At 62.4% G+C, this 26531-nt stretch carries 25 protein-coding genes and 2 pseudogenes; 11 read left to right on the top strand and 16 right to left on the bottom strand.

The features are described from left to right. Window positions 1-132 precede the first annotated feature (132 nt). On the bottom strand, window positions 133-303 hold the full coding sequence (locus ACE3UG_RS00135) for a hypothetical protein (RefSeq protein ID WP_374618199.1): 171 nt from the start codon (window positions 301-303) through the stop codon (window positions 133-135). A 319-nt stretch (window positions 304-622) separates the two neighbouring features. Between ACE3UG_RS00135 and ACE3UG_RS00130 the strand changes: the two genes are divergently transcribed. Then, window positions 623-1123, top strand: a complete 501-nt coding sequence (locus ACE3UG_RS00130) for a Spy/CpxP family protein refolding chaperone (protein WP_374618197.1) — start codon at window positions 623-625, stop codon at window positions 1121-1123. After that, window positions 1123-1503 (top strand): hypothetical protein, encoded by a 381-nt coding sequence (locus ACE3UG_RS00125; RefSeq protein WP_374618195.1) that lies wholly within the window; start codon window positions 1123-1125, stop codon window positions 1501-1503. The genes ACE3UG_RS00130 and ACE3UG_RS00125 overlap by 1 nt, the downstream gene beginning before the upstream one ends. On the opposite strand, the gene pgm is transcribed toward ACE3UG_RS00125, so the two are convergent. The 3 genes from pgm to gnd form a co-directional block, all read right to left on the bottom strand. After that, window positions 1491-3245: a phosphoglucomutase (alpha-D-glucose-1,6-bisphosphate-dependent) gene (pgm, locus tag ACE3UG_RS00120; protein ID WP_374618193.1), complete on the bottom strand. Its 1755-nt coding sequence runs from the start codon at window positions 3243-3245 to the stop codon at window positions 1491-1493. The two genes, ACE3UG_RS00125 and pgm, sit on opposite strands and share 13 nt — an antisense overlap. Then, the gene (gene tkt, locus ACE3UG_RS00115; protein WP_374618629.1) at window positions 3242-5395 is read right to left on the bottom strand and encodes a transketolase; all 2154 of its coding nucleotides are present in this window, start codon (window positions 5393-5395) and stop codon (window positions 3242-3244) included. Before tkt ends, pgm begins: the two co-directional genes overlap by 4 nt. An 87-nt stretch (window positions 5396-5482) precedes the next feature. After that, on the bottom strand, window positions 5483-6628 hold the full coding sequence (gene gnd, locus ACE3UG_RS00110) for a phosphogluconate dehydrogenase (NAD(+)-dependent, decarboxylating) (RefSeq protein ID WP_374618191.1): 1146 nt from the start codon (window positions 6626-6628) through the stop codon (window positions 5483-5485). 335 nt (window positions 6629-6963) lie between these two features. On the opposite strand from gnd, the gene ACE3UG_RS00105 reads away from it, so the two are divergent. After that, window positions 6964-7122 (top strand): DUF3309 family protein, encoded by a 159-nt coding sequence (locus tag ACE3UG_RS00105; RefSeq protein ID WP_374618189.1) that lies wholly within the window; start codon window positions 6964-6966, stop codon window positions 7120-7122. 129 nt (window positions 7123-7251) lie between these two features. Next, window positions 7252-7422, top strand: coding sequence for a CsbD family protein (locus ACE3UG_RS00100; protein ID WP_374618188.1), 171 nt, complete (start codon window positions 7252-7254; stop codon window positions 7420-7422). 298 nt (window positions 7423-7720) lie between these two features. On the opposite strand, the gene ACE3UG_RS00095 is transcribed toward ACE3UG_RS00100, so the two are convergent. The 3 genes from ACE3UG_RS00095 to ACE3UG_RS00085 form a co-directional block, all read right to left on the bottom strand. Continuing rightward, the gene (locus ACE3UG_RS00095; RefSeq protein ID WP_374618186.1) at window positions 7721-7861 is read right to left on the bottom strand and encodes a glycine zipper 2TM domain-containing protein; all 141 of its coding nucleotides are present in this window, start codon (window positions 7859-7861) and stop codon (window positions 7721-7723) included. Window positions 7862-8207: 346 nt separating this feature from the next. Further along, entirely contained in the window at window positions 8208-9305 is a 1098-nt protein-coding gene (tal, locus tag ACE3UG_RS00090; RefSeq protein ID WP_374618184.1) for a transaldolase, read from the bottom strand. A 52-nt stretch (window positions 9306-9357) separates the two neighbouring features. Next, window positions 9358-9789, bottom strand: a complete 432-nt coding sequence (locus tag ACE3UG_RS00085) for a carboxypeptidase regulatory-like domain-containing protein (RefSeq protein WP_374618182.1) — start codon at window positions 9787-9789, stop codon at window positions 9358-9360. 201 nt (window positions 9790-9990) lie between these two features. On the opposite strand from ACE3UG_RS00085, the gene ACE3UG_RS00080 reads away from it, so the two are divergent. Next, window positions 9991-10314, top strand: coding sequence for a hypothetical protein (locus ACE3UG_RS00080; protein ID WP_374618181.1), 324 nt, complete (start codon window positions 9991-9993; stop codon window positions 10312-10314). A gap of 378 nt (window positions 10315-10692) precedes the next feature. Here ACE3UG_RS00080 and ACE3UG_RS00075 read toward each other — a convergent pair whose 3' ends face one another. The 4 genes from ACE3UG_RS00075 to ACE3UG_RS00060 form a co-directional block, all read right to left on the bottom strand. Beyond that, a complete protein-coding gene (locus ACE3UG_RS00075) occupies window positions 10693-11412 on the bottom strand; it encodes a Crp/Fnr family transcriptional regulator (RefSeq protein ID WP_374618179.1) in 720 nt (239 codons plus the stop codon). A 216-nt stretch (window positions 11413-11628) separates the two neighbouring features. After that, on the bottom strand, window positions 11629-11778 hold the full coding sequence (locus tag ACE3UG_RS00070; protein ID WP_374618177.1) for a hypothetical protein: 150 nt from the start codon (window positions 11776-11778) through the stop codon (window positions 11629-11631). Between the two features lie 178 nt (window positions 11779-11956). Beyond that, complete coding sequence (locus tag ACE3UG_RS00065) at window positions 11957-13474, bottom strand: PepSY-associated TM helix domain-containing protein (RefSeq protein WP_374618175.1); 1518 nt, start codon at window positions 13472-13474, stop codon at window positions 11957-11959. Between the two features lie 291 nt (window positions 13475-13765). Next, window positions 13766-14122 (bottom strand): DUF2946 family protein, encoded by a 357-nt coding sequence (locus tag ACE3UG_RS00060; RefSeq protein ID WP_374618626.1) that lies wholly within the window; start codon window positions 14120-14122, stop codon window positions 13766-13768. Window positions 14123-14607: 485 nt separating this feature from the next. Here ACE3UG_RS00060 and ACE3UG_RS00055 point away from each other — a divergent pair, with 485 nt between their 5' ends. The 3 genes from ACE3UG_RS00055 to ACE3UG_RS00045 are packed head-to-tail and all read left to right on the top strand — an operon-like array spanning window position 14608 to window position 17023. Next, window positions 14608-14844 carry a ferrous iron transport protein A gene (locus ACE3UG_RS00055; protein WP_374618173.1) on the top strand — a complete coding sequence of 79 codons (237 nt, stop codon included), beginning with the start codon at window positions 14608-14610 and terminating at the stop codon, window positions 14842-14844. A gap of 5 nt (window positions 14845-14849) precedes the next feature. Next, complete coding sequence (locus ACE3UG_RS00050) at window positions 14850-16721, top strand: ferrous iron transporter B (RefSeq protein ID WP_374618171.1); 1872 nt, start codon at window positions 14850-14852, stop codon at window positions 16719-16721. Between the two features lie 17 nt (window positions 16722-16738). Beyond that, window positions 16739-17023, top strand: coding sequence for a DUF6587 family protein (locus tag ACE3UG_RS00045; protein ID WP_374618170.1), 285 nt, complete (start codon window positions 16739-16741; stop codon window positions 17021-17023). Between the two features lie 137 nt (window positions 17024-17160). Here the strand turns inward: ACE3UG_RS00045 and ACE3UG_RS00040 are convergent, their stop codons facing one another. Genes ACE3UG_RS00040 through ACE3UG_RS00030 form a run of 3 tightly spaced genes read right to left on the bottom strand, consistent with a single transcriptional unit; the run spans window position 17161 to window position 20566 of the window. After that, complete coding sequence (locus tag ACE3UG_RS00040) at window positions 17161-17964, bottom strand: sulfite exporter TauE/SafE family protein (protein WP_374618168.1); 804 nt, start codon at window positions 17962-17964, stop codon at window positions 17161-17163. A gap of 37 nt (window positions 17965-18001) precedes the next feature. Continuing rightward, on the bottom strand, window positions 18002-19657 hold the full coding sequence (locus tag ACE3UG_RS00035; RefSeq protein ID WP_374618167.1) for a TIGR01244 family sulfur transferase: 1656 nt from the start codon (window positions 19655-19657) through the stop codon (window positions 18002-18004). 30 nt (window positions 19658-19687) lie between these two features. Then, on the bottom strand, window positions 19688-20566 hold the full coding sequence (locus ACE3UG_RS00030) for an MBL fold metallo-hydrolase (protein ID WP_374618165.1): 879 nt from the start codon (window positions 20564-20566) through the stop codon (window positions 19688-19690). A gap of 376 nt (window positions 20567-20942) precedes the next feature. Here ACE3UG_RS00030 and ACE3UG_RS00025 point away from each other — a divergent pair, with 376 nt between their 5' ends. The 3 genes from ACE3UG_RS00025 (at window position 20943) to tnpC (ending at window position 25713) form a co-directional block, all read left to right on the top strand. Continuing rightward, window positions 20943-22268, top strand: coding sequence for a sigma-54 interaction domain-containing protein (locus ACE3UG_RS00025; protein ID WP_374618623.1), 1326 nt, complete (start codon window positions 20943-20945; stop codon window positions 22266-22268). Between the two features lie 117 nt (window positions 22269-22385). Further along, entirely contained in the window at window positions 22386-25385 is a 3000-nt protein-coding gene (locus tag ACE3UG_RS00020; RefSeq protein ID WP_374618163.1) for a Tn3 family transposase, read from the top strand. Next, window positions 25378-25713, top strand: coding sequence for a Tn3 family transposase post-transcriptional regulator TnpC (gene tnpC, locus ACE3UG_RS00015; protein ID WP_012430353.1), 336 nt, complete (start codon window positions 25378-25380; stop codon window positions 25711-25713). Before ACE3UG_RS00020 ends, tnpC begins: the two co-directional genes overlap by 8 nt. A gap of 165 nt (window positions 25714-25878) precedes the next feature. Here the strand turns inward: tnpC and ACE3UG_RS00010 are convergent. Together ACE3UG_RS00010 and ACE3UG_RS00005 are read right to left on the bottom strand one after the other, a co-directional pair. Next, a pseudogene (locus ACE3UG_RS00010) lies at window positions 25879-26340 on the bottom strand (tyrosine-type recombinase/integrase); the annotation flags it as partial. A gap of 33 nt (window positions 26341-26373) precedes the next feature. Then, window positions 26374-26531, bottom strand: a pseudogene (locus ACE3UG_RS00005) (MerR family transcriptional regulator); the annotation flags it as partial.

The raw sequence follows: 26531 nt of genomic DNA, 5'->3' as shown, positions 1-26531 counted from the left end.
GAAGACAGCGCTACGGCGCGGGGCCGGACAAGTTGCTTCGCACGGCTTGTCCATTCCGTTCGTATCGCGATCTTTGTCGTGCGTGGCGCGAGCTCCACTCTCAGTGCGCCAGATCATTCTCGCCAGGGCGATTTACTCGTCCGCAAGCTGCACTAGCGTTGCCGTCTCGCCAGGCGTCGCAACGTTGATGAGTTTGTTTCTCGCGCCGCAATCGGGGCAATCGAAGAAAAAGCCGAGATCGTTGACGTCGGGACGCGTGTCCGGAAAGTCACTCAACTCGCCGCAGGTTCTGCATGTGAACATGAGCCTCTCCGTATGGGGTCGACGACACGGCTTCACCAGTGAACTCAAGTGCGGCTAAGCCATCCGCCGACGGGGGAATATGTTGCCGTGCCGAACCGGTGTCGTCGGCAGGGACAGTCAGAGGCTAGTGGAGCGCGTGCGTTGCGTCTGTCCGATAGCGAACAGTCGCGTTGCGAGGAAATCGGCGCGGGAGGGTTCGGCACCGAACAGACACTGCGCAGGCGTCGCGCGATAAGTGATTCACGAATCGAGCGTCGTTGCGGCCGATCATGGGCTGAGTGCTCGAGTTGTCTCCCGATCACGCTTTCCGAGAAACACTATGAAATTCGCCACCTTGCCGACGCAACTGAGCGTCACGCGTACTGTTGCCGCATTCGCCATCGCCGGTCTGACCGCCCTTGGCACGCCTTGCGTGGCAGCGCCTGCCACGGACAGCCCCAGGGCTGGTCACGCCATGAGGACGGTGGCGCGTACGCCGATCGAAACCCGCATTACCAGTTTGCACACGAGGCTTCAGATCACTGCCGCGCAAGAGTCGTTATGGCAACCCGTCGCGCAGATCATGCGCGATAACGCCAACACGATTCAGGCGCTGATGCGCGCGCGCAACGATAGCGCGAGCCAGATGAGCGCGACCGACGATCTGCGTTCGTACGGTCAGGTCGCCGACGCGCATGCCGAGGGCATTAGACGGCTGACGCCAGCATTCCAGGCGCTGTACGACAGCATGTCCGACATACAGAAACGCAATGCCGACCTGATTTTCCGTAACGAGGGTCATCATATGGGCCGCAAGAGCCGGGCGCACAGGAGCCAATAATGAAAACCTCAACCATGCGAACGCCGGGCACGGTGCCCCTCGGCGCACTCGCGCTTGCGCTTGCCGTCACGTGCACGCTTGCGCCGTCCGCGCTGCGCGCTCAACCGGGGTACCCAGGCGATCAGGGCGCGCGCCATGACATGCGCGCTGATCCGCGGCACGATCCGCACAACAAGCCGCACGGCAATCGTCGTGACGCACAACGCGGCCACAACGGCTATCACGGCTATCGAGGTTACAACGGCTACAACAGCTACAACGACTATCGCGGTTACGACGGGTATCGTTCTGGCGAATATGTGTATGGCCCGCCACCGGTCGTGTACGCACCTCCGGTATCGCCAGGCATCAGCCTCTTTCTGCCGCTTCAGTTTCGATAGCGCGCGACTGAGTCACTGAGTGGAGGCCGAACAAGTGGCGCCGACCCGTCGTCGTCAGATGACGCAGCGTCGCGCAGCGCCTCGTCGACAATCGATTGGGCTTGTGTCATCAGTTGCTGCAAGTGACGGTCGCCCCAAAAGCTCTCGCCATATAGCTTGTAGATGCTCTCGGTACCTGATGGGCGCGCGGCGAACCAGCCATGATCGGCAATCACTTTCAGGCCGCCGATCGGAGCGTCGTTGCCGGGTGCCTGGGTCAGAATCGCGTTGATCGGCTCTCCGGCAAGTCGCTTCGAGCGTACTTTGTCGGCACCAAGCCGGGCCAGCGCCACCTTTTGCTCAGGCGTCGCGCTGGCTTCGCGCCGCGCTTCGACCGGTGCGCCCAACGCGTCCGTCAGTGCCCGATATAGCTCGCCGGGGTCGCGTCCGGTACGCGCCGTCATCTCGGCAGCCAACAATGCGGGGATCAGGCCGTCCTTGTCGGTGGTCCAGACAGTGCCGTCGCGCCTCAGGAAACTGCTGCCTGCGCTTTCCTCCCCGGCGACAGCCAACGAACCGTCGAGCAGGCCGGACGCGAACCACTTGAATCCGACGGGCACCTCGTAGAGCCGTCGTCCGAGCTTCGAGGCCAGTCGATCGATCAATTGGCTGCCCACCACCGTTTTGCCGATCGCGGCATCATGCGGCCATGCCGGACGATGTCCGAACAGGTAGTCGACGCTCGCCGCGAAGTAGTGGTTGGGCGGCAGCAAGCCCGCGCTCGGCGTGACGATGCCGTGACGGTCATGGTCGGTGTCGCAAGCGAATGCGATGTCGAACTGGTCCTTCTGTGCGATCAGCGCCTGCATCGCATAGGGCGACGAGGGGTCCATGCGAATCTGGCCGTCCCAATCGGCCGTCATGAAGCCGAACGTCGGATCGACGCTCGTGCGCGTCACCGTGAGATTCAGGTGGTAGCGCTCGGCGATCGCTGGCCAGTAGTGCACGCCGGCGCCCCCCAAGGGGTCGACCCCCATGTGAATGCCTGCCTCACGCAGCAAGTCCATGTCGATGACCTGATGCAGGTCGTCCACATACGTGTTCAGAAAATCGTAGCGGTGCGTTGTCGATGCGCGCATCGCCTGTTCGAAACTGACGCGGGTCATTGTGCGCAGACCGCAGGTCAGCAAGTCGTTGGCGTGCGCTTCGATCCATTGCGTGACCTCGGACTCTGCCGGCCCGCCGTGCGGCGGGTTGTACTTGATGCCGCCGTTGTCGGGCGGATTGTGCGAAGGCGTGATAACTACGCCATCGGCGAAGCCCGCCGTGCGACTGCGGTTGTATGCCAGGATGGCGTGAGACACGGCGGGGGTCGGCGTGTACTCGCCACCGGCCGCCATCATCACGTCGATGCCGTTGCCGGCGAACACCTCCATGGCCGTCGCGAAGGCCGGTTCCGACAGGGCATGCGTATCGATGCCGACGAACATCGGACCGTCGATGCCATGCCGCTGGCGGTAACGGCAAATGGCCTGTGCGATGGCCAGGATATGGGCTTCGTTGAACGTCATCAGGAGCGACGAACCGCGATGCCCTGAGGTGCCGAACGAAACACGTTGCGCGACGTCGCCCGGATCGGGCGTGTTGCAGTAGTACGCCGTCACCAGGCGGGCGACATTGACGCGATCGTCCTGTGGCAGAACATGTCCGGCTAGCGGGCTGACAGCCGCGTGACTGGACGCAGGCGCTCGGGCATCGCTCATGACGTATTTCCGATAGGGAGGATAGGGAGGGAGGGCGGGCGGAACATAGCGCCGTGACGCACGATTTGCGCCTTGGCGGCCGTGACGATATGCGCCACGTCGAAGCCGAAATGACGCGCCAGGGTTTCGCGTGGCGCAGACATGCCACAGGTGTGCAGGCCGAGAATGGCGCCATCGCAGCCGGCGTAGCGTTCCCATCCGAAGGTGGATGCCTCCTCCACGGCAACACGCGCCGCGACCGAAGGTGGCAGGATGCGGTCGCGATAGGCCAACGACTGCTCTTCGAACAACTCCCACGACGGCATGCTGATCACTCGGGCAAGAATACCTTCGTGTTTCAGCACGTCGTACGCGGCGGCACACAACGCCACTTCGCTGCCCGTGGCCAACAGAAGCACGTCCGGCATGCGGTCTTCAATGTGCGTTTCGTCGCAGGCATCGATCAGAACGTAGGCGCCCCGGGCAACGCCAGCGGCACTCCCGTAGCGGTTCCGGTCCAGAACTGGCACCGCCTGACGTGTCAGTACCAGACAGACGGGCGAGTGCTTGAGCGCCATGACGACGCGCCACGCTTCGAGCACCTCGCCGGCGTCGGCCGGGCGAATCACGATCATGCCCGGCATGGCACGCAAGGACGCGAGTTGCTCGATCGGTTGGTGCGTCGGCCCGTCTTCCCCGAGGCTAATGGAATCGTGGGTCCAGACGGTGATGAGCGGCAACTCCATCATGGCGCCCAGCCGGAGCGCGGCGCGGCAATAATCGGTGAAGATCAGGAAGCTGGCGACGAATGGCCGCAGCGACGACAAGCTCATGCCGTTGGCAATGGCGAGCATGGCGTGCTCACGCACGCCGAAATGAAAATTCCGGCCGCGATAGTTGCCACCCATCGGGCCATCGGCGCACTGGAAGTCGCCGGCAAGATCGCCGGTGAGCCGGGTGAGCGTGGACGGCGATAGATCGGCCGCCCCCCCCAACAGCCACGGGACATGCGCGGCAATGGCGTTGAGGACCTGTCCCGATGCCGCGCGAGTGGCAACGTCCCCTGACGTTGCAGTGAACGAGGGCAGGGCAGCATCCCACCCGTCGGGCAGCTCGCGGGCCTGCATTTGGTCGAGTGCTTCGGCCAGATCGGGGTACTGCGCGCGATAGGCGGCGAATCGATTCAGCCAACCGGCATAAGCCTCTCGCCCACGTCGACCAAAATGTTCGCGCCAATGCGCTACCACGCCATCCGGCACGTCGAACTGCCGGTCCGGGTCGCAGCCATAAAATTCCTTGGCCAAGCGCACCTCGGCCACACCCAGCGGTTCTCCATGAGCCTCGCGCGTATCCTGCCGGTGGGGCGCGCCGTAACCGATATGACTCTGCACGATGATGAGGGTAGGGGCATCGTCCGTATCGACAAAACGCTGATATGCGCCGGTGAGTTGCGCCAGATCGTTGGCGTCGCCGACATACTCGACATGCCAGCCATACGCTTCAAAACGGGCACCTACGTCTTCGGTAAACGCCAGACGCGTGGTGCCTTCGATCGTGATGTGGTTGTCGTCGTAGATCCAGCACAGATGGGACAGCTTCAGGTGACCGGCCAGTGAGGCTGCCTCGGCGCCGATGCCCTCCATCATGTCCCCATCGCCGCAAAGCGCGTACACGTTATACGTGAACAGCGAGAATCCTGGGCGGTCGTAGGTTGCCGACAGCCACTGCTGAGCGATCGCCATCCCGACACTGTTGGCAATGCCTTGTCCGAGTGGGCCGGTCGTGGTCTCGACGCCGGTGGTCCATCCGTACTCCGGGTGACCGGTGCACCGGCTGCCGGCCTGCCGGAAGGTCTTCAGGTCGTCCATGGTCACGGCCAGCCCATCGGGCGTCAGCCACGACGGGCTGGCCGGGTCGTCTCCCTTGACACCGCAAACGTGCAACAGGCTGTACAACAACGCGCAGGCATGTCCGTTGGACAGCACGAAGCGGTCCCGATTCGGCCAATGCGGATGCGCCGGGTCGTAGCGCAAGAACCGTTGCCACAGGCAATACAGTGTGGGCGCCGCGCCCATTGGCGTGCCGGGGTGTCCCGATTGCGCCTTTTGCACGGCGTCGATCGACAGGGTGCGCAGGGTATTGATGCACAACTGATCGAGATCTGCTTGCAGCATCGCTATTGGCTCCATCGAATCGTGCGACGGTGAATCGCTATGCGCCCTGTTCGGGAATTCGCGAGATCGGGCAGGGCAACGACATCAGGTTGCGCGGTCATCGTTGGCGCCGTCGGGAAACGGCCTGTGCCGCTCGCCTTTGTCGATCGCGTGCACGGCGGCTTGAGGGGGGTGGGATACCGGTGCGGCCACTTCCGCGTGGCCGCCGAATTCGTGGCGCATGGCCGACAGCAACTGATCCGCAAAGCCGGCCTGTCCACGGGAGCTGAACCGCGCATAGAGCGCGGCGCTGAGTACGGGCACCGGCACCGCTTCGTCGATCGCGGCCTGAACCGACCAGCGACCCTCGCCCGAATCCGAGACACGTCCGGCAAACGCCGCCAGCGTGGGATCGGCGTGCAGCGCATCGGCGATCCGTCCCAGCAGCCAGGACTCGATCACACTGCCATGCCGCCAGACTTCGGCGATCTCGGCAAGCGGAAATGTGTATTGATAGTACTCAGGATGCCGCAGCGGGGTACTTTCGGCGTCGGCGTCGGCGTCGTGGCGGTGTGTGCCGATGTTCGCTTCCTTCAGGATGTTCAGGCCTTCCACATACGCCGCCATCATCCCGTACTCGATGCCGTTGTGGATCATCTTCACGAAATGGCCGGCACCGTGAAGCCCGCAATACAGATACCCGAACTCGGCGGTCGAGCCTTCAACGTCTGCCGCATGTCCGATCGCCCTCGACGTGTCGCCGGCCTGGACTTCCGACGCGCCGTTTGCCCCTGTAGACAGGGCCGAGAAGATCGGTGCGAGGTACACCACGACATCCTCTTCGCCACCGATCATCAGGCAATAGCCGCGTTCCAGACCCGCCGTGCCGCCACTGGTGCCGACATCGATGAAATGGACGCCCATGGCGCTCAATTCGACACTGCGCCGCACGTCGTCGCGGTAGTAGGAGTTGCCGCCGTCAATGACGATATCGCCGGGCGAAAGCCGCGGCTTGAGGTCGCCGAGTGCCGCTTCAACGGCCGCGGCCGGCAACATCAGCCAAAGGATTCTGGGCGCTTTCAACCGTGACATCATCGCGTCGATCGAGCTGGCGCCGACCGCGCCCTCCTGCTCAAGCGCCTCGATCGCGGCCGGCAGGATATCGTGGACGACGCATTGATGGCCGTGCCGTTCCAGGCGGCGCACGAGATCGGCCCCCATGCGTCCCAATCCAATCACGCCGAGTTGCATGGTTTGCTCCCTAGGGTCGAGGGGTGACGGGAATTCGGTGGTGCGAGCGACATCGATGCAGCCGCGCCATATCGCGCCATATCGCACCATAGGCACGGTACCGCACCGTATCGCAATGGTTGAATGCTACGAGCGTTTGACCGGCACTTCCGTCCTCTACCGAACAAAAAACGACGACCTCGACCTGTCGCTGCGCCCGCCGACCCTGTGATCCTCGAACGAAGCATGCGCGCCCACTGGCTCCGTACGGCACCGGACCGACGTTCTTTCTGTGAGCGATTAAATTGAATGGGAGGGTGGAGAAACCTCCGCCCAGCCGACACGGGGAGCAAACCATGTCTATTGGAACCGTAGTACTGATTGTGTTAGCGCTTTTACTGGTAGGCGCGTTCCCGGCCTGGTCATACAACACGGGTTGGGGATACGCACCGAGCAGCGTGCTGGGATTGCTGCTGGTTGTCGGGATCGTTTTGCTCCTGATGGGACGCATATGAAGCGTGCCACGCAATTCAAGCTCGAAGCGATCAATCGGCGCATCAGCCACGTCGTCACGCAAGTGCGCGACATCCGGAGCCCTGATGTCAGGGCACTCAATGTTTCATCCGACGAGAATGCCAAATATCATGAACAAAGATCAAGTGAAAGGCCGGGTCAAGGAAGCCGCAGGCAAAATCAAAGAGGTCACCGGTAAAGTCATCGGCGACAAGGGCATGGAAGTTGACGGCAAGGTCAAGAAAAATGTCGGCAAGGTCCAGTCCGTGCTTGGCGATGCCCGCCACGACCTTAAGAAGTAAAGGTAGGGTTACGTTCATGCCGCCCGAAGCGGCGGCATGACGCAGGAGTCGACAATGCTCAGTTGGATCGTAGCCCTCTGCACGACACTATTGTTCCTGACCGGCGTAGCGTATGCGTCGTGGGACGATACCAGGCGTCTCAGGCTTGCGGGCGAACGCCGCCGCGAGTCATGAGGCGCGACTGACCTGCGCTCACCGCGCGTGAGGTCTTGCGCGTGTGTGCCGAACCCGGAGTGAACAAAAGGCTCGCCGTTGGCGAGCCTTTTGTTCGTAACGGCAAAGCCCTTTGGCGTCGAGCTTACTTACCGATATGATTGCCCACGACGCCCCCCCCCACGGCGCCGCCGACGGTGCCCACCGCACTACCGCCGGTGAGCACGGCACCCGCCACGCCGCCGACGCCAGCGCCTACCGCCGTATCGGTGCCTCGTCGGGACATTCCGGCGCATCCGCTCAGAAGCGCGGCCACCATCACCATACTCAAAACTGTTACATGTGCGATTTTCATTTGAATCCCCTCATGCCGGAATCGGCAAACGCGTAAATATCGGTCGGCAAACGCCTGTCCCGGCATGCCCCGCGCGCGAAAGCTCGATGGCGGGCAGGTTTCCACTGTCATCGTGACACGCCGGGGAAGCGAGGTCTGTCCGGTGACGCACCAAACGATGGAGAGCTATCCAGGCCCCGGTGGCGCAGACTCGCCCGCCAGCGCCGCAGGGTTCGCAGAAGTTAGCCCGAAACAGTTAGCCCAAGACAGTCAGCCCGAAGCAGTTAGCGCGAAGCCGTCAGTGCGGGGGAGATGGCGAATCGGTGGAGGGCATACGCTTGGCGGCGACGATCTGCATCAGTTCATCCCACGCCTGGCGAAACGATGCTACCCCTTCGCGCTGGAGACGCGCAGCCAGCGCCGCAACGTCGATGCCCGCGTGGGCAAAATCGGCGAGAACCGGCTCGGCATTGCCGCCGTCGGCGAGCAGAACGCTGATCAATGCACCTCGTTCCGCAAATGCGAGCAGCGTCGCTTCCGGCATCGTGTTGATCGTGTCCGCAGCAGCGAGCGCTTCAACGTAATAGCCCGGCGACAGCTCGTGGCTCTTGACGCCGGTACTGGCCCATAACAGCCGTTGCGGTTGCGCTCCAGCCTCGGACAATTCCAGCCACATCGGGTGCGACATGCGTTGCCGATAGGCGCCGTACGTTTGCTTGGCAACGGCCACGCCGAGTCGATTGCGCAAACCGAACGGCACCTCGTCGGCGACGGCCGTGTCCCAGCGGCTCACGAAGATCGACGCCACGCAGGCGATGTTCAAATCGAGTCCCGCCTCGCGCCTGCGCGCCAGCCCTCGCCAATAGGCGTTCGCCGCCGCGATGTATTGCTCCCGCGAGAAGAGCAGCGTGACGTTGACCGGTACGCCGGCAAAGATCGCTTCCTCGATGGCGGCGACACCGTTCGCCGTGCCGGGAATCTTGATGAAAAGGTTGGGACAACCGGCCAACGCATGGAGGTGCCTGGCCGCCGCGACGGTACCCACGGCGTCGTCAGCGAGCCACGGCGAGACTTCGAGCGACACCCATCCATCGATGCCCCGGCTGCTTTGGTGCACCTCACTGAATAGCTCGGCAGCCTCGGTGAGGTCTTGGATCGCCAACGAAAAGAACAGCGCTTCGTCGGAGCGAGATGAATCGGCGGGCGTCGCGATATCGCTGTCGTATGCGGTCGTCTCACGAATCGACTTAAGAAAAATGCTTGGATTCGAGGTCAAACCGGTAACGTTGTACTCGTCGCGATATCGGGCCAGCGTACCGTCCTTGAGCATTTCTCTTGTGATGTTGTCGAGCCAGAGACTCTGCCCAAGTGCCTGCAATTTCTGAGTGGCTTTCATGGACCCTCGACGGAGGAATTTGGGTGGGCGCAGTCGGGACGTCAGCGGGACGTCAGCGGGACCAGACAAATGTCTGGCGCGCGTGGCCGCGACTCGAAACGTTGACGACATGCTTTTGTGTAACGCCTTGGTAGCTCGCGGTAACGGTGTAACGGCCATTGGGGAGCGACGCGAGCAAGAACGGACCGTCGGAGCTTGCGTCCAGAAGCAGGCGTCCCCGACGGTCGGCAATTGTCACGGGGATGTCGGAGAGGTATTCGTTGCCGTTATTCGCTGTTCTGCCGACAAAAGTGAGCACGAGCGGATAGTTGCGCATCTCGCTCTTGATGGCCAGCGATTGCTCCAGTCCGATGCCGCCCGAGAGGTAAGTCACCGACCCCGATTGTTGCGTCGGGGGTAGCGCAGATTCCGCCGAGACGACGGCGCTGGCCATCAGTGCAAGCCCGATCGCTGTGCATAATCGCAACAGGTTTTGATGTTTCATATCGATCTCCCAGTGAGTCGATCACGCCTGGGACACGCTCGGTCAATGCCGATTCGCCTCGGGCATGAAGAATGGACGGTTTGTATTACCGCCATCACGTTACACCTGGGCCAATGCCGACGCGGTACGACAGCGTACCAATCCGTAGCGGCGCGCCGTACCGGGGGCACACGCCACATTGCTCCGGATCGACGCGTCGTCATGGCTATCGCGCAAACGGCAGACACTTTCTTGACCGGCCTGTGCGATACCGGACGGACGCCCGCCGGTGCAAAAGCGCAAAGTGCTGTTGCAAGTGGTGCCAGCAAGACGGCCACGAGCGTCAACATGAATCGCAGGGAGACGGTGATGACCCAGGACCAAATTAGAGATCGCATCCGGGAGTTGGAAGACAAGCTTGCCGGTATTGCAGGAAAGTTCTGGGGCGTCGCGCCCAGACAACGCGACACACCACGAGAAAAGGGCGATGAAGCAACGTCAGTGAAGGCCGGCGAAATCGGGGAGGATCTCACTCGCGATCGATAGGCCAATCGGAGAGGCGAGCGTTTGATGTCGAGTCATCCACGGGCGACGTGCTCCGGGCGAACCGGAGGGTCACGTTTGCCCAGCAGGGGGATTGCAATGAAATCGATTCGAGGTTTGTTGTCGATGCTGCTTGTTCTGGCGTTGGGCGGATGTTGGTGGGGACCTGGGCCCGGGTACGATCGCGGTGGGTACAACCAAGGTGGGTACAACCAGGGCGGTTATGGTCACGATGGTCACGATGGGCGTGGCGGTCATGATGGTCATGACGGTTACGAGCACGATGACAGTCAGCGGCGTGACAGGTGAGGCGAAAAAGCCATGCGATTCATGTCTCGCGTTGCGGTGCAGTTCATCCCCGAGCATTCGGGGATGAAGGTTTCAAATGGCTTGTAAATCGGGAAGCAATCGGTCGAACTCCCGCTTCACTACGCCATAGCATTCACAGACGCGCTTTTCGAGCCCCGACCGGTCCAGCACTTCGATATGCCCGTGGCTGTAACGGATGAGTCCCGCCGTTTGAAGTTTCAACGCGGCTTCTGTGACCCCGGACCGGCGTACCCCCAACATGTTGGCGATCAATTCCTGTGTCATCCGCAGTTCATTGGACGGCAGGCGATCCAGACTCAGCAACAGCCATCGACACAATTGCTGGTCAATCGAATGGTGGCGATTGCAGACTGCCGTTTGCGCCATTTGCGTAATCAATGCCTGTGTATAGCGCAATAGCAATCGTTGCACGGGTCCGGCACGCTTGAACTCCGCTTTGAGCACCTGCGCGCCCAACCGATAGGCGTAACCGGCGCTTTGCACGATTGCCCGGCTAGGCGTTGTTTCCCCGCCCATGAACAACGCAATGCCAACCACACCCTCCTTGCCGACAATCGCAATTTCGGCGGACGAGCCGTCTTCCATCACATAGAGCAAGGAAACGATTGCAGTCGTGGGGAAATACACGTGATCCAACTGATCGCCGGACTCGTAGATCACCTTGCCAAGGGGCATTTCGACCAAAGTCAACGTGGGTGCGATTCGTCCCCATTCGGCGTCCGGGAGGACCGCCAGCAGATGATTGGCGCCTTTATTCGGTTGCGCAATCATCTCTTTTCCCCTTCATGCCCTGAGATCGGACACGCGCGCTGGGTCGCTGCGCAGTGAGTAGGTCGATTGAATCGACGTCGTTGTCACGATTGAGCGAGACGCCGCCTGGCAGGGTTCTCCAGCGGAGTCTCTGCCCCATCGAGGGGCGGTGCTCAACAGGTAAATTCTTCTCCACCTGCATGGGAATGTCAAATTCGCGTTGCCCGCGGCCGCGCGTTACTGCGGCGCTCGGCCACCTTCCTGCTCCCAGACGTGCACGGCCGTCCAATAGAGACGGCGCACCCGCCTGAACTGAGTCTGTCGTGCCTCCCGAATGATCAGGTGAAGGGCAATCATACGTTTGCTCAACTGTTTGTGGCGTTTCATGATCGTATCCAGAAAAGGGGGGCGGACGCCGAACTCGCGCGTGCGACGCCGAGGGTTGTCTCGCGACTCGACGTAACGCACGCATGACGTGGTGCGACGGTTACGGAATTCATCATGCGCTGCGGCGCATCGCTTGTCCGTCCGGTATCCGACACGTCCGCCAATCATTGCCGGGACGTCAATCCTTGAACAACACCCGGTCGAGCGCCCAGACGATGAGCATCGTGCCCCCCATCAAGGGGAACACGCACCCGAGTGCGACCATCGTGACGATCCAGCCGCGCATGGGAACGCGCGTCGGAAAGCGTGCCGGCGCGCCGAGTTTGCGCGACGGGCGGCGAATCCACCACATCGCGGCCCCCGTCGCCGCCATCGCGAAGAGGCCCATGGAGATCAAGGCGCATAGCCACTGATTCGCCACGCCGAAATATCGGCCCATGTGCAGAGACGTTCCATACGAGATCGCCTGGGCCACGCGGCCATAGGCGTCGTAGTCGATGTCGCGCAGCACCTCGCCGCTGTACTGGTCGATGTGCAGCGTGCGTTCGTCGCGCGGATCGGCGGGGAAGTAGGAGACGGTATAGACACCTTCGGGGCGAGAAGGCACGACCAGACTGTAGCCGCGCTTTACCCCGTGGCGTGCCGCAATATCGATCACGCGGTCGACGGACAGCGCGCCTTCTGCGCGCAACTGAGCGATCGTCATGCCTTTTGCACTTGCGCCGGTATGTCCCGCATGTGCCCCGGCGACGTGCGAAACACCGGCTTGCGACATGCCCTCCATGCCTTTCATGCCGTCCATATCCTCCATACCACCAGCCCCGTGCAAGGCGTGCGGCAATGTCGTGGACGTTGGCACGGTGGTATCGCCCACGGCCCAAGGTGTTTGCGCAATCGGCAGGTCGTCCATGGTCATGGGCACGCGCGAGCGAACCGGGGCTTCGCCCCACGCGCCGGCTGGGTAGCCCATGCCCGCCTGGGTGGCGATGGCCTTGAACTGCTTGCCCCAAGAACCTGACCAGGGCAGGCCCGTGAGCACGAAGGCGAGCCCGCCCGCCGCCAGCCAGAGGCCGGCGACACCATGCAGATTTCTCAATAGTAGCCGGCCCCGTAGTTGCAGACGCGGTTTGAGCGCGCCCGCCCACGTCGTGCGGCCGCGCGGCCACCAAAGTGCGACGCCCGTGGCGAGCATGACCAGCGTCCAGCAGCCCGCCAGTTCCATGAGCAGCTCGCCCGGCTTGCCGAGCATGAGTGCGCGATGCAACTGACGAACCTGCTGCATCAATCGATGCTCGACGCTGAGCGTGCCCAACACGTCGCCCGAGTAGGGGTTGACGTACACGCTCTCGCGCTCTCCGCCCGGGAGCCGGAAGATGAACTCTGCGCTTCGTTGCGGATCTCGCTTGACCTCGACCGAACTGATCGTCGCGCCTGGCGGCAACGACGCCCCTGCGCGTTCCATGAGCATTTGCTGCGGCAGACGCGGCGCGTCCGAGGCTTCAATCACCATGCGATCGTGATACAGCCACGGTTCGATCTGCGGTTGAAACACGTAGATCGTCCCGGTCACGGCGAGCACCATGAGCCACGGCATGACGAACAAGCCGGCGTAGAAATGCCAGCGCCAAAGCGTGCGGTAACGGCCGGCGGCATGCGCCGATGGCGTCTCGCGCGCAGGTGTGTAAGGTATTTCCATGATTCGTAATCTCCTGGTCGCAACACCCGGATAGCGAACTTGCCTTCGATAAAGAAGGTCCTGCCAGCGCATGGGTGATAAACGAAGTAGCGCGTGTGGCGCAGGTTGTCCGCGCCACTACCGACTTGCGGGCGTGCCGTCGGCTTGTCGGTGAATTTCGCGTCGATGACGTCGACCTGTGCGATCGCTTTCGTGAACACCATCGACCCGCGCGATCCTGCGTGCGAGGCGGGAGCGCATGACAACCGGCAGGCCATCGCAACGCAATGGCTTAACAGACGCGAATGAGTATCAGGAGACGAACGGCGGTGCCCGGACGGGCGGTGTGTAGGCGAGAGAACGTGTCTGAACGGTGGCGACTGCGGCGGGGCCGGCCCGAGCGATCCAGACGAATGCGACAGCGCTCGCGTGTGGCGGCGTCACTAGCGGCGGATGATTCGCAAGCAGCGAACAGTAGCCGCACGCATCGCCATGATCGGCCACTTGCGAATGGTGCGAGGTCGCGCGCGAATCGCTCGACGCGACGGTTGGCACAAGCGATTGCGTCAATCCGGCGACGGTGCACAACGTCGCGTCGATCTGAGAAACACTGTCCCGGTGTGCTGCCAACCACTGACTCACGACGGGAACGCAAAGCGCAAGGCACATGGCGGTCAAGCCAAGCCATGCGCTGAAGCGTTTGCGTGAACGGGTGAGCATAGGGAAAGACGGAAGTCTCGTCAGACAGAATCGCCGAAGCCGGAATTTCGCCGGGATCGTATCACGTTGGAGACGGATTCGATAATCGAACGCAATGTTCGCACGTGTGCTTCCCGTCAGCGAGAAGTCAGCGAGAACGCGTTGGAAACGGTCCTGTCGATCCGATCGGCAGACGCCGAACCCGACCGAATACCCGGTTCGCGACGCGCTGTTCCGTGCGACCGGTGCATTACCCAGCGCACCGACTTGGCGGAAACGGATGCGGCATTTGGACGCAGGCGTTTGCACGTCACGCGGCCTGAATTCCCCGTTGGGATTGATTTTGCGGGATTCCCCGGGCACCGGAACCTGTGTGGATGGCAGGTGCAGCGCTTGGGAAGATGTCAGACTCTACGTACACTACGAATAATTATCGTTCTCGTTATGAGTCTTCCATGCACTTGTCGGCGTTGAAGAAGGGCAGCACCGCGACCGTCGTCTCGGTCGTCGATCAAACGCAGCCCGATGCGGTGGCTCATCGACTGCGCGAACTGGGGTTCGTGGCAGGCGAGCCGGTGCGCGTGGTCGCGCTCGCCCTATGGGGCGGCAGTCCGATGGTCGTTCAGGTCGGCGCAACCCGATTTGCGCTCAGACGCGATGAAGCCGCGCGTGTTCAGGTCAAGTTGGGGTAAATCGGATGGTTGCGACGTCTTTGAGAATTGCGCTGGTGGGCAACCCGAACTGCGGCAAAACGGCACTGTTCAATCAGTTGACCGGCGCTCGCCAAAAGGTGGCGAACTACGCAGGTGTGACTGTCGAGCGCAAAGAGGGCGCGTTCGTTACGCCCGCAGGCAAAACGATCCGCGTGCTGGATCTCCCGGGCACCTACAGTCTGTCTGCCACCAGTCTGGACGAAAAAGTCACGCATGACGTACTTCACGGCCTCTATGCCGGCGAGTCCGTGCCTGAGTTGATCGTCTGTGTGGTCGATGCGACCAATCTGCGCCTGCATTTGCGTTTCGTGCTTGAGATTCTCGCGCTGGGCCGCCCCACGGTGCTGGCGCTGAACATGACGGACGCCGCGCGTCGCCGGGGCATTCAGGTCGATGTCCCCGCGCTGGCGCGCGAATTGGGCATCCCCGTTGTCGAGACAGTCGCCATTGCGCGAACCGGCGTGCGTGCGCTCATCGATACGCTGGACGCCATGGCCCACGCGACCGGCGCTGCTGGGGCGCGCGCCGACGGTTCCGCCGTGCCGCTCGCGCCCGTGCGTGCCGAGCGGGATCTGCACGCGGACGTACGCCGCATCATGGGCGCTTCGGTAAGCGTGCCTGACGTGACCGATAGTCTCACTGAGCGCCTGGACCGGCTGGCGCTGCATCCGGTGATCGGAATGTTGGTGCTCTCGGCGATCATGTTCCTGATCTTTCAGGCGGTCTACTTCATCGGTAAGCCGATGACGGACGCCATTGGCGACGGTTTCGGTTGGCTCGGTGCACAGGCCAGCGCATTTCTACCCGATGGTCCCGTGCGAAGTCTGGTTGTCGATGGCATTTTCGGCGGTCTGGGCACCGTACTCGGATTTCTGCCCGAAATTCTGGTGTTGTTTTTCTTCATCCTGGTGCTGGAGGAATCTGGCTATTTACCTCGTGCCGCGTTCTTGCTCGATCGGCTGATGGTCAAGGTGGGGCTGACCGGACGCTCCTTTATTCCCTTGCTCTCAAGCTTCGCCTGCGCGATCCCGGGCATCATGGGCACGCGCAGCATTGCCGATCCGCGCCAGCGCCTCACCACGATTCTTGTCGCGCCCCTCATGACCTGTTCGGCGCGCCTGCCGGTCTATGCACTGCTCATCGGCGCATTCATTCCGGATCGCCGCGTACTCGGCATCTTCAAGCTGCCCGGGCTGGTGCTCTTTGCCATGTACCTGAGCGGGATCGTGGGCGCGATGGCCGTGGGCTGGGTCGCCAAGCGCCTTCGCGGAGCGCGCTCGCAACCGCCGTTGCTCATGGAGCTGCCGTCTTACCGCATGCCAAAGGTACGCAATCTCGCGCTCGGGCTTTGGGAGCGAGGCTGGATCTTTGTGCGGCGCCTGAGCGGCGTGATCCTCGCACTGACCGTCATCATGTGGTTCATTTCCACCTTCCCTGCGCCGCCGGCCGGCGCAACGGGGCCGGCGATCAACTTTTCGTTTGCAGGCTATATCGGGCGGGCACTGGAAGTGATTTTCGCGCCGCTCAGCTTCAACTGGCAGATCAGCATTTCGCTGGTGCCGGCATTTGCCGCACGCGAGACGGCGGTCACGGCGCTCGCAACGGTCTATTCGGTCGCTGGCGGAGCCGACGACGCGGCAGGCCTCGCGGCAGCGCTATCGTCAAGCGTCTCGCTCGCCACGGCGCTCTCGCTGCTGGCGTGGTTTGCGTTCGCGCCGCAGTGTATGTCGACCCTGGCGGTGATCCGTCGTGAAACGCAATCGTGGCGCTACGTACTGATCTCGTTCAGCTATATGTTCGGTCTCGCCTACGCCGCGTCGTTCGTCACGTACCGGCTGGCGCTGTGGCTGCTTTAAGTTATTGGAGTAGCACGATGTCTCATGTTGTTCAAAACGTCGTTATCGGTGCGGTGGTTGCGGCCAGCGTGCTGGCCGTGGCCAGGCACATGTTGCCGCAGCAGATGCGTCGCGTGACGCAGCGCTTGCTGGACTGGCTTGTCCGACGAGGCGTTGCGATTCCTCGCCGGTGGCGCGATGTCTCGGCCGCCGCATCGGGATGTGGCGCTTGCACGTCCTGTGCCTCGTCGCAATGCGAGCGTCCGGCACAGGAATCGCCTATCCGGCTGTACAGACGAAAGACGGGCAAGTCGTCTCGGTGAAATAGTCGACTTGTGTCGCAGTCGTTGAGAAATGGGGCGGGCGCTCGCCATCGACGCGCGCTGCACCGGACCGCACCGCGTTGGCGGTGCGCGCCTGGCAAACGTTTGCGATGAAAGCGCCGTGGCCGAATGGTGCCTCAGGCAATGACCGCCTTGGCCATCAGCCCCGTTGCGACGCAGACCAGCGTACAGGCGAAGCCGATCTGCACATGATGGGCCGCGACGCGATGCGAAACCAGACGCCCGCCAAGCATGCCAACCGCAGTCGCCGCCGTGAACCAAAGGGCGATCTGGATCGGAAATGCGCCGCCATGCAGGGTGGTGGCAACGACCCCGCCACTGCCCACCAGGGCGATGACCATCAGCGAGGTCGCGACAATTCCGTGCATCGACACGTCCGTGAGCTTGCGCATCATCGGAACGATGATGAAACCGCCGCCCACCCCGAGCATGCCTGTCATCAGGCCCGTGAGCGAGCCCGTTGCAGCGAGAGCGACCGCCGTCTTCCATGTCCAGTCGAAGCGGCCGGTGGCCGGATTCAAGCGGGCAACGCACAAGTGTGACGGGACGGGCGCGGCAGTCCGGCCGCGCACGGTCTGCCGAAGCAGCCGGACGGCCACGATGAGCATGACCGCAGCGAACAGGCCGAGCAAGAGCCGTTGCGGCAGCGACCGGGCGAGAAACGCGCCGACGACCGTCGTCGGCACGCCTGCTGCGGCCATGAAAAGCGCTGCCCGATACCGCACCAACCGTTTGCGGAACGCCTCGAGCGCGCCAATCGCGGCGCTTCCCGCCACCGCGATCAAGGCCACAGGCGTTGCTTGCTGCATCGGCCAGTTCATGCCAAAGACAAGGGCGGGAACGGCCAGAATGCCGCCGCCGGCGCCCGTGAGGCCAAGTATTGCCCCGACCATTGCGCCAAGAAAAAGAGAGAGGATCATTGTGCGTTGTCGACCGTGCTACCGGTAAGGTCCTCGATCAATCGGCCATCTGGGGATGGGCCAGCCATTCATGCCCCTTGAGCATTCCGCGCCAATAGAGCGGCGGAAGGACGCGCTCCTTGAGGAGCCAGGCAAGGCGCGATGGCTGTGTGCCGTCGACCAGCCAGGAAGGGAACGTTGGCGCGACCTTCCCACCGTATAGAAACTCCGCAAGGACGATCTTCCCGCGCTCCACGGTGAGGGGACAGGAGCCGTAACCGTCATAGCTGGCAACGCCTTTGGCGAGACCAAGGGCTGCCAGCACGTTGTGGGCAACGACGGGCGCTTGCTTGCGGGCCGCCGCAGCGGTTTTGGCATTGGGTGTGTTCGTCGCGTCTCCCAGGCCGAAAATGTTCCCGTGCGTCTTGTGCCGCAAGGTCGCCTGATCGACGTCCAGCCACCCCGCGCTGTCCGACAGCGAACTGGCCCGAATGAAATCCGGGGCTCGCTGCGGCGGCACGACGTGGATCATGTCGAAATCGGTCGCGACCGTCTCCTTGACGCCGTCTGCGAGCGTACGCGTGAACGTCGCCGTCTTCGCATTGCCGTCGATGGCGCTCAGATTAAAGCCGAAATTCAAATCGATCCCGTAGCGCTCCACATACTGCATCAACGCGGGCACGTAATCGGCAACGCCGAACAGGACTGCGCCTGCGTTGAAGAACTGGACGTCGATTTGATCGAGCACGCCCATCCGGCGCCAGTGATCGCACGAGAGATACATGGCCTTCTGGGGGGCGCCCGCGCACTTGATGGGCATGGGGGGCTGGGTGAACAGCGCCTTACCACGTTTGAGCCCTTGAACCAGTTCCCAGGTGTAGGGCGCGAGGTCGTAGCGATAATTTGAGGTGACGCCGTTGCGCCCCAGCGTTTGCGGCAATCCTTCGATGGCGTTCCAGTCGAGCTTCAGGCCCGGGCAAACGATGAGCTGGCGATATTTGACGGCGCGACAACCTTCGAGGATCACGGCATTGCCTGCGGGCTCGAAACCCGCGACGGCCGCCTTGATCCATTTCACCTGTTTCGGCAGCACGGTTTGCATCGGCCGTGCGGTCGTCTCCGGCTGAAACACGCCCGCGCCGACCATGGTCCATCCCGGTTGGTAATAGTGGACGTCTGCCGCATCGATGATCGCGATGTCCAGATCCGGCGCGCGCGCAAGCAGGCTCGCTGCCGTTGCGATGCCGGCGGAACCGGCGCCAACGATCACGATATCGTGGTGTTCGTCCGGCCCCGTTTGCGGGCCTGCCATTCGGCGCAGCAGGCCGCTCAGGTCCAGACCGGCCGATTTGCCCTTGGCAAGCAGGTCGACGACGGACAGGCCGGAGAGACCCGAGAGTGCCCAGAGCGTGGCCGAGCGCGTGCCTGTGCGGCAGTAGGCGAGCACGGGTTGGGGCGCGTTTTGCAGACACTCGCCGAACGCGCTGACGTCCGCGTCGCTGACCTGACCCGACGCGACCGGCAGGTAGTGGACCTGGATCCCATGCCGTTGCGCAATATCCGCGAGCTCAACGAAGGTCGGCTGATCCGGTCCTTCTCCATCGGGACGATTGCAAATGATCGTGCGAAAGCCCATTTCGGCCACGGCAGGAATGTCCGTGACCAGCACCTGCGGGGATACGCTGAATGAATCCGAGAGCTGTTTGATGTTCATGGCTGATCCGTAATGTTCTGATGGGCTCGGTTAAAGCGCATTGACAGGTATCTTGATGTAGGACTTGCCGTTGCTCTCAGGGGGCGGAAGATGACCGGCGCGCATGTTGACTTGCACAGAAGGCAGGATCAGCACGGGCATGTCCAGCGTGGCGTCCCGCGCATGGCGCATCGCGACAAATGCTGCTTCGTCGACGCCGGTATGCACGTGAACGTTGTGGTCGCGCTCCTGCGCAACCGTCGTCTCGAACTGCACCGGCCGGCCGCCAGGCTGATAGTCATGGCACATATACAGGCGGGTGTCCGGCGGCAACGAGAGCACACGCTGAATTGACCGGTAGAGGGTGGAGGCGTCGCCGCCGGGGAAATCGCATCGTGCGGTGCCGTAATCGGGCATGAACAGCGTGTCGCCAACAAATGCGACTTGGCGATTGCCGTCATCCACGACATACGTCACGCACGCCGGGGTGTGTCCGGGCGTATGCATGACGCGCACATTGACGCCGCCCACCTGAAAAGTGTCGCCGTCGACGAAGAGCCGGTCGAACTGCGAGCCATCGCGGCGGAACTCCGCCTCGACATTGAACAGATCGCCGAATACGTGCTGAACGCGCGTCACTTCCGCCCCGATGGCAACCTGACCGCCGAGTCGCGCCTTGAGATAAGGGGCGGCGCTGAGGTGATCGGCATGGACGTGCGTTTCCAGAATCCACTGCACTCGGGCGCCCAACGATTCGACGCGCTCCGCCAGCCGGTCTGCCGTATCGGTCTTCGTACGTCCAGACTTCGGATCGTAGTCGAGTACGGTGTCAATCAGTGCGCAGTCCCGCGAGACGGTGTCCATCAAAAGGTAACTGACGGTCCAGGTCGCGGGGTCAAAAAATCCCTCAACGGCGAATCGAGTGTCCATGCTGCCATCTCCTCACGATCTTCTATCTGTGTGAGACGAATCCATGCATAACTCGTGCCAAATCATCCATTGGCGTTCGATGTCTTACTAATCGGATGATTTTAATAGGTTTTATTCTCGTTTCAGAGGGCGCTTTCGAGCGTGACGATGGGTTTCTCCACTGGCAATGACTGCCAATTGGCAGATATGGCAGATGTGGCAGTGATGGCAGTCAGCGAGTACACTTGCGGCAAGGAGCGCCACTGCCATGAATTCGATCCATTCGCCATCGTCGCCATCGTCGCCATCGTCGCCATCGTCGCCAGTCTCGCCAGCCTCGTCATCGTCGCCGGCCTCGACATCGTCCACGCCGGACAGCGCGCTAGACGTTGCCGCGCTGGTGTCGTATCTCGAGTACGATCGTCAGCCGGCCATCGTGCTCAATCCGCAATACGAGATTCTGGCGGCCAACCGGGCTTACCAGCGTCAGTACGGCGTGCAAGGCCAGGCGCATGTCGGGCGCAAGTGCTACCAGGTGTCCCACCATTACGAAGTGCCTTGCGATCAGGCCGGCGAGCACTGCCCCATGAAGCGCGCGACAGAGACACAAGGGGCTGACCGCGTTCTGCACATTCACCATACGCCGCGGGGACCGGAGCATGTTGACGTCGAACTGCGGCCCATTTTCGATCGGGATGCGCAGATCGTGGCCTATGTCGAGCGACTCGCCACGGTTCGGGGCGCCTCTGCGCGACCGAGCGCCGACGGGCTGGTCGGACGATCGCAAGCGTTCAACGAAGCGATGTTGTCGCTACAGCGTGTCGCCCCGTCCATGCTCCCGGTGCTGTTGCTGGGCGAGTCGGGAACGGGCAAGGAACTCTTCGCGCACGCGCTGCATGAAGCCAGTGCTCGTGCTCACGGGCCATTCGTCATCGTGGACTGTTCGGGAATTACGGAGACGCTTTTCGAGAGCGAGCTGTTCGGCTTTGAGAAGGGCGCGTTCACGGGAGCCACGGGGCGAAAGCATGGGCTGGTCGAGACGGCACAGGGCGGGACGCTGTTTCTCGACGAGATAGGGGACGTGCCGCTGGCGATCCAGGTCAAGCTGTTGCGTCTCATTGAGACGGGGACCTTCCGGCGCGTCGGAAGCACGGAAACACAGCGTGCCGACTTTCGCCTCGTCGCAGCGACGCACAAGCCGCTGCGGGAGATGATCGAGGAGGGCACATTTCGTGCCGACCTCTACTTCCGGATCAGCGCATTTCCGGTCCACTTGCCTCCGGTACGCGAGCGCCTCGACGATTTGCCGATCCTTGCAGACTCGATCTTGCAACGCGTGGCGTCCGGCAGGCCGGACGTCTCTCGCAAGATGATTCTGTCAGATGAGGCGTTGGCGCTCATGAGAGCGTACCCATGGCCAGGCAATATCCGTGAACTGCGCAACGTGATCGAGCGAGCAAGCATTCTCACCGATGACGGCGTCATCCGGCCCGAACACCTTCCGGAAGGGTTCGGCGCCCAAATAGCCGTCATTCCACCGGCGCCGTTCCCGTTGACGCCAAGTGCGGTTCGTCACTTGTCGACAGCGGCGCTTGCGAACATCGCCGCCGAATTCCGCGGCACGCGCAGCGAACTGGCGGCACATCTCGGCATGAGCGAGCGGACGCTGTACCGGCGGCTCAAAACGGGGTCATGCCAAGATAAGGCCAATTCGCTATCATAAGCCCGCCAGTTATGTAGAAGTTTGCATGCATGCCTCTTGGTTATAAAGAGCCTCTGGATTTCCGCCTTTGCCGTCGGCTAGACTGGCCGGCCCTTCAGCGATTGTGGAGATCCCTGTATGGCCACCGTCGAGCGCACTGCCTACCCGCGTTTCCCAAAGGTCTTCTCCACGAAAGAGCTGCAGGCCTGCTACACGCCGACCGCTGAGGAGTTGGACTGGGCAACCCGCTCGACCCGCGGCCAGAGTCCGCGCCTAGGTCTCTTGGTGCTGCTCAAGATCTTCCAGCAACTGCACTATTTCCCCTATCTTGATGCGATTCCCACCGCCGTAGTCGATCACGTGCGAGTTTGCGCGGGGTTGGACCCCGATACGCCGTTCGGTTACGACCGCAAAGTCTCTCCCACGCTGTTCCGGCATTACGTCGTCGTGCGGCAATTCCTCGGCGTGCAACCCTACATTGGCACCGACGCCAATGAGGTCACCATCCGCGCTGCACGTGAAGCGGCCGAGACGATGGATCAGCCGGTGGACATTATCAACGCGACTATTGATGCGCTGATCTTGCAGCAGGTTGAACTGCCTGCGTTCTCAACGCTCGACACCATCGTCGAGCAAATCCATGCCCGCACCCAAAACGCAATGTTCAGGCGGGTCGCACGCCGGCTCTCTGAAGAGGATCGGCAGCGCCTGGACAAGCTTCTCACGCGCGAATTCGCCAACCGGCAGACCGCCTACAACAACATCAAGCGACATGCCCGGCGGCCCTCGCGCAAACACCTGAACCTGCTGATCGAGCATCTGGAGTGGTTGGATTCTTTTGGCGACCTATCCGGCGTCCTGGAAGGCGTGCCTGCCACCAAGCTACGTTCGCTGGCCAACCAGGCCATGGGCCTGGACGCAGCCAACCTCAAGGAAACGCTGCCTGAGAAGCGCTATACGTTGATCGTGGCCTTGCTTGCTCACATGCGCGTGCGCAGTCGCGACGATCTCGCCGAAATGTTTATCCGGCGTATGGGCGCGATCCACAAGCGGGCCCAGGACGAACTGGAATACATCCAGTCTCGCCAGCGCGCCAAGCTCGAAGGCCTTGTCACCGTGCTGGACGGTGTCGTCGATATCGTCGCCGATGGCGGTGACGATGCCCGAATCGGCGCGCAGGTGCGCAAGCTGTTGGCTCCCAATGGCGACCTGGAGCCCCTGCGCGAGCGCTGCGCCGAAGTGCGGGCTTTCAGCGGCAACAACTATCTGCCGCTGTTGTGGCGGCACTTCCGCGCCCACCGTTCGGTGATGTTGCGCCTCGCCCGCGTGTTGGAGTGGGAGTCGACCAGCCAATCACGCACGTTGTTAGCCGGGCTGGAGGTCGCGCTGGAAAACGAATCACTGCACCGGGAGTGGATCGCTGCTGAAGTCGATCTCAGTTTTGCCTCCGAGCGCTGGCGCAAGCTGGTCCGGCGAGCGCACCACGAGGGTCCGCCCACCAACCGGCGCTACTTGGAGTTGTGCGTGCTGTCCCACATGGTCAACGAGTTGCGCTCGGGTGATCTGTGCGTGGTGGGGTCAGACGCCTTTGCCGACTACCGGGGCCACCTGTTGCCGTGGCGCGAGTGCGAGCGGCGCTTGCCAGAGTACTGCGCCAAGCTGGATCTGCCGGCCAACGCGCAGGAGTTCGTCGCGCACCTCAAGCAGTGGCTGGCCGACGCCGCGCAGACGCTGGACAAAAGTTTTCCGGACAAGCGCCAGCACGTCACCATCAGCGCTGACGGCGAACCCTTACTCAAGCGCACCGCTGCGCGCGAAACTCCGCCCTCGGCCGTTGCCTTGCAGCAGGCGCTGATCCGCCGCATGCCGACGCGCAACCTGCTCGACGTGCTGGCCAATATCGAGCACTGGACCCAGTTCACCCGGCACTTCGGGCCGCTCTCCGGCAACGATCCTAAGATCCGCAACGCCGCCGAACGCTATCTGCTGACGATCTTCGCGATGGGTTGCAATCTCGGACCCACTCAAGCTGCGCGCCATATGGGCGATCGCGTCACCCCCCATATGATGTCGTTAGTCAACCGGCGGCACATGAGCCTGGAGAAGCTGGAGACCGCGCAGCGCGAGCTGATCGAGCTGTACCTGCGCCTGGATTTGCCTAAACACTGGGGCGACGGCAAAACGGTGGCCGCCGACGGTACCCAATACGACTTCTACGACAACAATCTGCTGGCCGGCTATCATTTTCGTTACCACAAGATGGGCGCCGTGGCTTACCGGCATGTGGCCGACAATTACATCGCGGTGTTTCGGCACTTCATCCCGCCTGGTGTGTGGGAAGCCATCTATGTCATCGAAGGGCTGCTCAAGGCCAACCTGAGCGTCGAGGCCGACACCGTGCACGCCGACACGCAGGGGCAGTCGGCGGCGGTCTTCGCTTTCACCCACTTGCTTGGCATCAATCTGATGCCCCGCATTCGCAACTGGAAGGAACTGGATCTGTACAAGCCCGATGCCGGCGTCAAATACAAGCACATCGATTCGTTGTTCTCGGCGGTGGTCGACTGGGATCTGATCGCTTTTCACTGGCAGGACCTGATGCAGGTGGCGCTGTCGATCCAGGCCGGCACCATCTCTTCGCCGCTGCTGCTGCGCAGATTGGGCTCGGAGAGCCGCAAGAACCGCCTCTACCTGGCCGCGCGAGAACTGGGCAACGTCGTGCGCACCGTGTACCTGCTCGAATGGGTCGGCAGTCGCGAGCTGCGCCAGGAAGTGACCGCCACCACCAACAAGATCGAGTCGTACAACGGCTTTGCGAAGTGGTTCTCGTTCGGTGGTGACGTGATCGCGGAAAACGAGCCCGAGGAGCAGCAGAAACGCCTGCGCTACAACGACCTGATCGCCTCGGCCGTGATCCTCCAGAACACCGCAGACCTGATGCAGGCCCTACGCACGATGGTCAGCGAGGGCATCAAAGTGAACGTCGCCGACATCGAATTCCTGAGTCCTTATCTGACCCACAACATCAAGCGCTTTGGTGACTACAAGCTGCACCTAGAGCGCGTACCGGAGGCCTGGATTCGCGATGGGTTGTTCGCGGGACCCGCCCGCGCTGTCCGCAGGGCTCGCCATGCCTGAGACCAAGACCCCCTACGGGGATGTCGACAGCGAAGCATTGCAGGGGCTCCGGCAGTCGTTCGATACCCGCACCATTCTGCATGCGGTGGAGTTGCTCGATGGGATTCGAGCACGATGCGCGCCGGACGGGTTGCGCGACGATCTGCTGCGCCTGCACGGCATGGCTCATACCGTGATTAACGACGCGAGCCTAGCCTACAGCACGGATGGACCGACACTGGTTGAACAAGTCGACGCGGTGCTGATGGAGCTTGGCGACTGGCTCGCGGCACTGGAGCGGATGCGCCAATCATTGGAGCCACTGGAACACCTGAGCCCAGCCGACTAGCCGAGCCATTCGGCCCGAAAGCCAACGTAGAAGGCGTCGCCACGCTTCGTTGGCCAGCTCATGGTGGCGCCTTCGATGCGCTGGCTGCCATGGCGATTTGCCCGTTTTCGTGGGTGATGCCGGCAGCCGCCGCGCGTGGAGCATGCCATCGAGAATTGGGTACGCTCAGTTCCAGCCAAGCCGGTGGCTGGCTTGCGTTGCCTGGTGGCGTGCGTCATCTTCCGCGTGGAGGTAGACACTCGTCGTGGCGAGCGACGCATGGCCGAAGTTGTCACGCACGAAGCGCAGGTCCACCTGTTGGTCGGACATGTGCGAGCCGGCCGTGTGGCGCAGCCAGTGGGACGATGCGCTGGCGAGCACGTCAGCCTGCGCGCCAAACTCGGGACCCTGTGCACGCACGCGGTCGGCCGCGAGCTTGAACACCTCCTTGACGATCAGGTGAATCGCCGCGCGCGATAACGGCTTTTCCGGGCCGATCACGGGCAGCAGCAAAGGGCGTGTTTCGCCGATCTGCGGTGACGGCGGCAGGCCGCAGATGCGCCGATAGCGCGCCAGCTCCGCGATCAGTTCATCGGTGGCGGGCACCAGGCGCGTCTTGCCGCCTTTGCCGTGCACCTCGATCCACCAGGGGTCGTCTCAGAAAACGGAAAATAAAGCACGCTAAGGCATAGCCGAACCTGCCAAGCTTGCCCCACCCTGTAGTGACGCGATCAGCGGGCAGGAAACGTTCCCCCTTCGCGCATGGCAGGCGCACACCAACTCAGACAGCACGGCCTCCATGCGCGCCAGGTCAGCCATTTTCTCGCGCACGTCCTTGA

The sequence above is a fragment of the Pandoraea sp. genome (genome assembly GCF_041919235.1).
Taxonomy (GTDB): Bacteria; Pseudomonadota; Gammaproteobacteria; order Burkholderiales; family Burkholderiaceae; genus Pandoraea.
The sequence above is the reverse complement of the archived record's forward strand: the minus strand, read 5'-3'. Positions and strand labels throughout refer to the sequence as shown.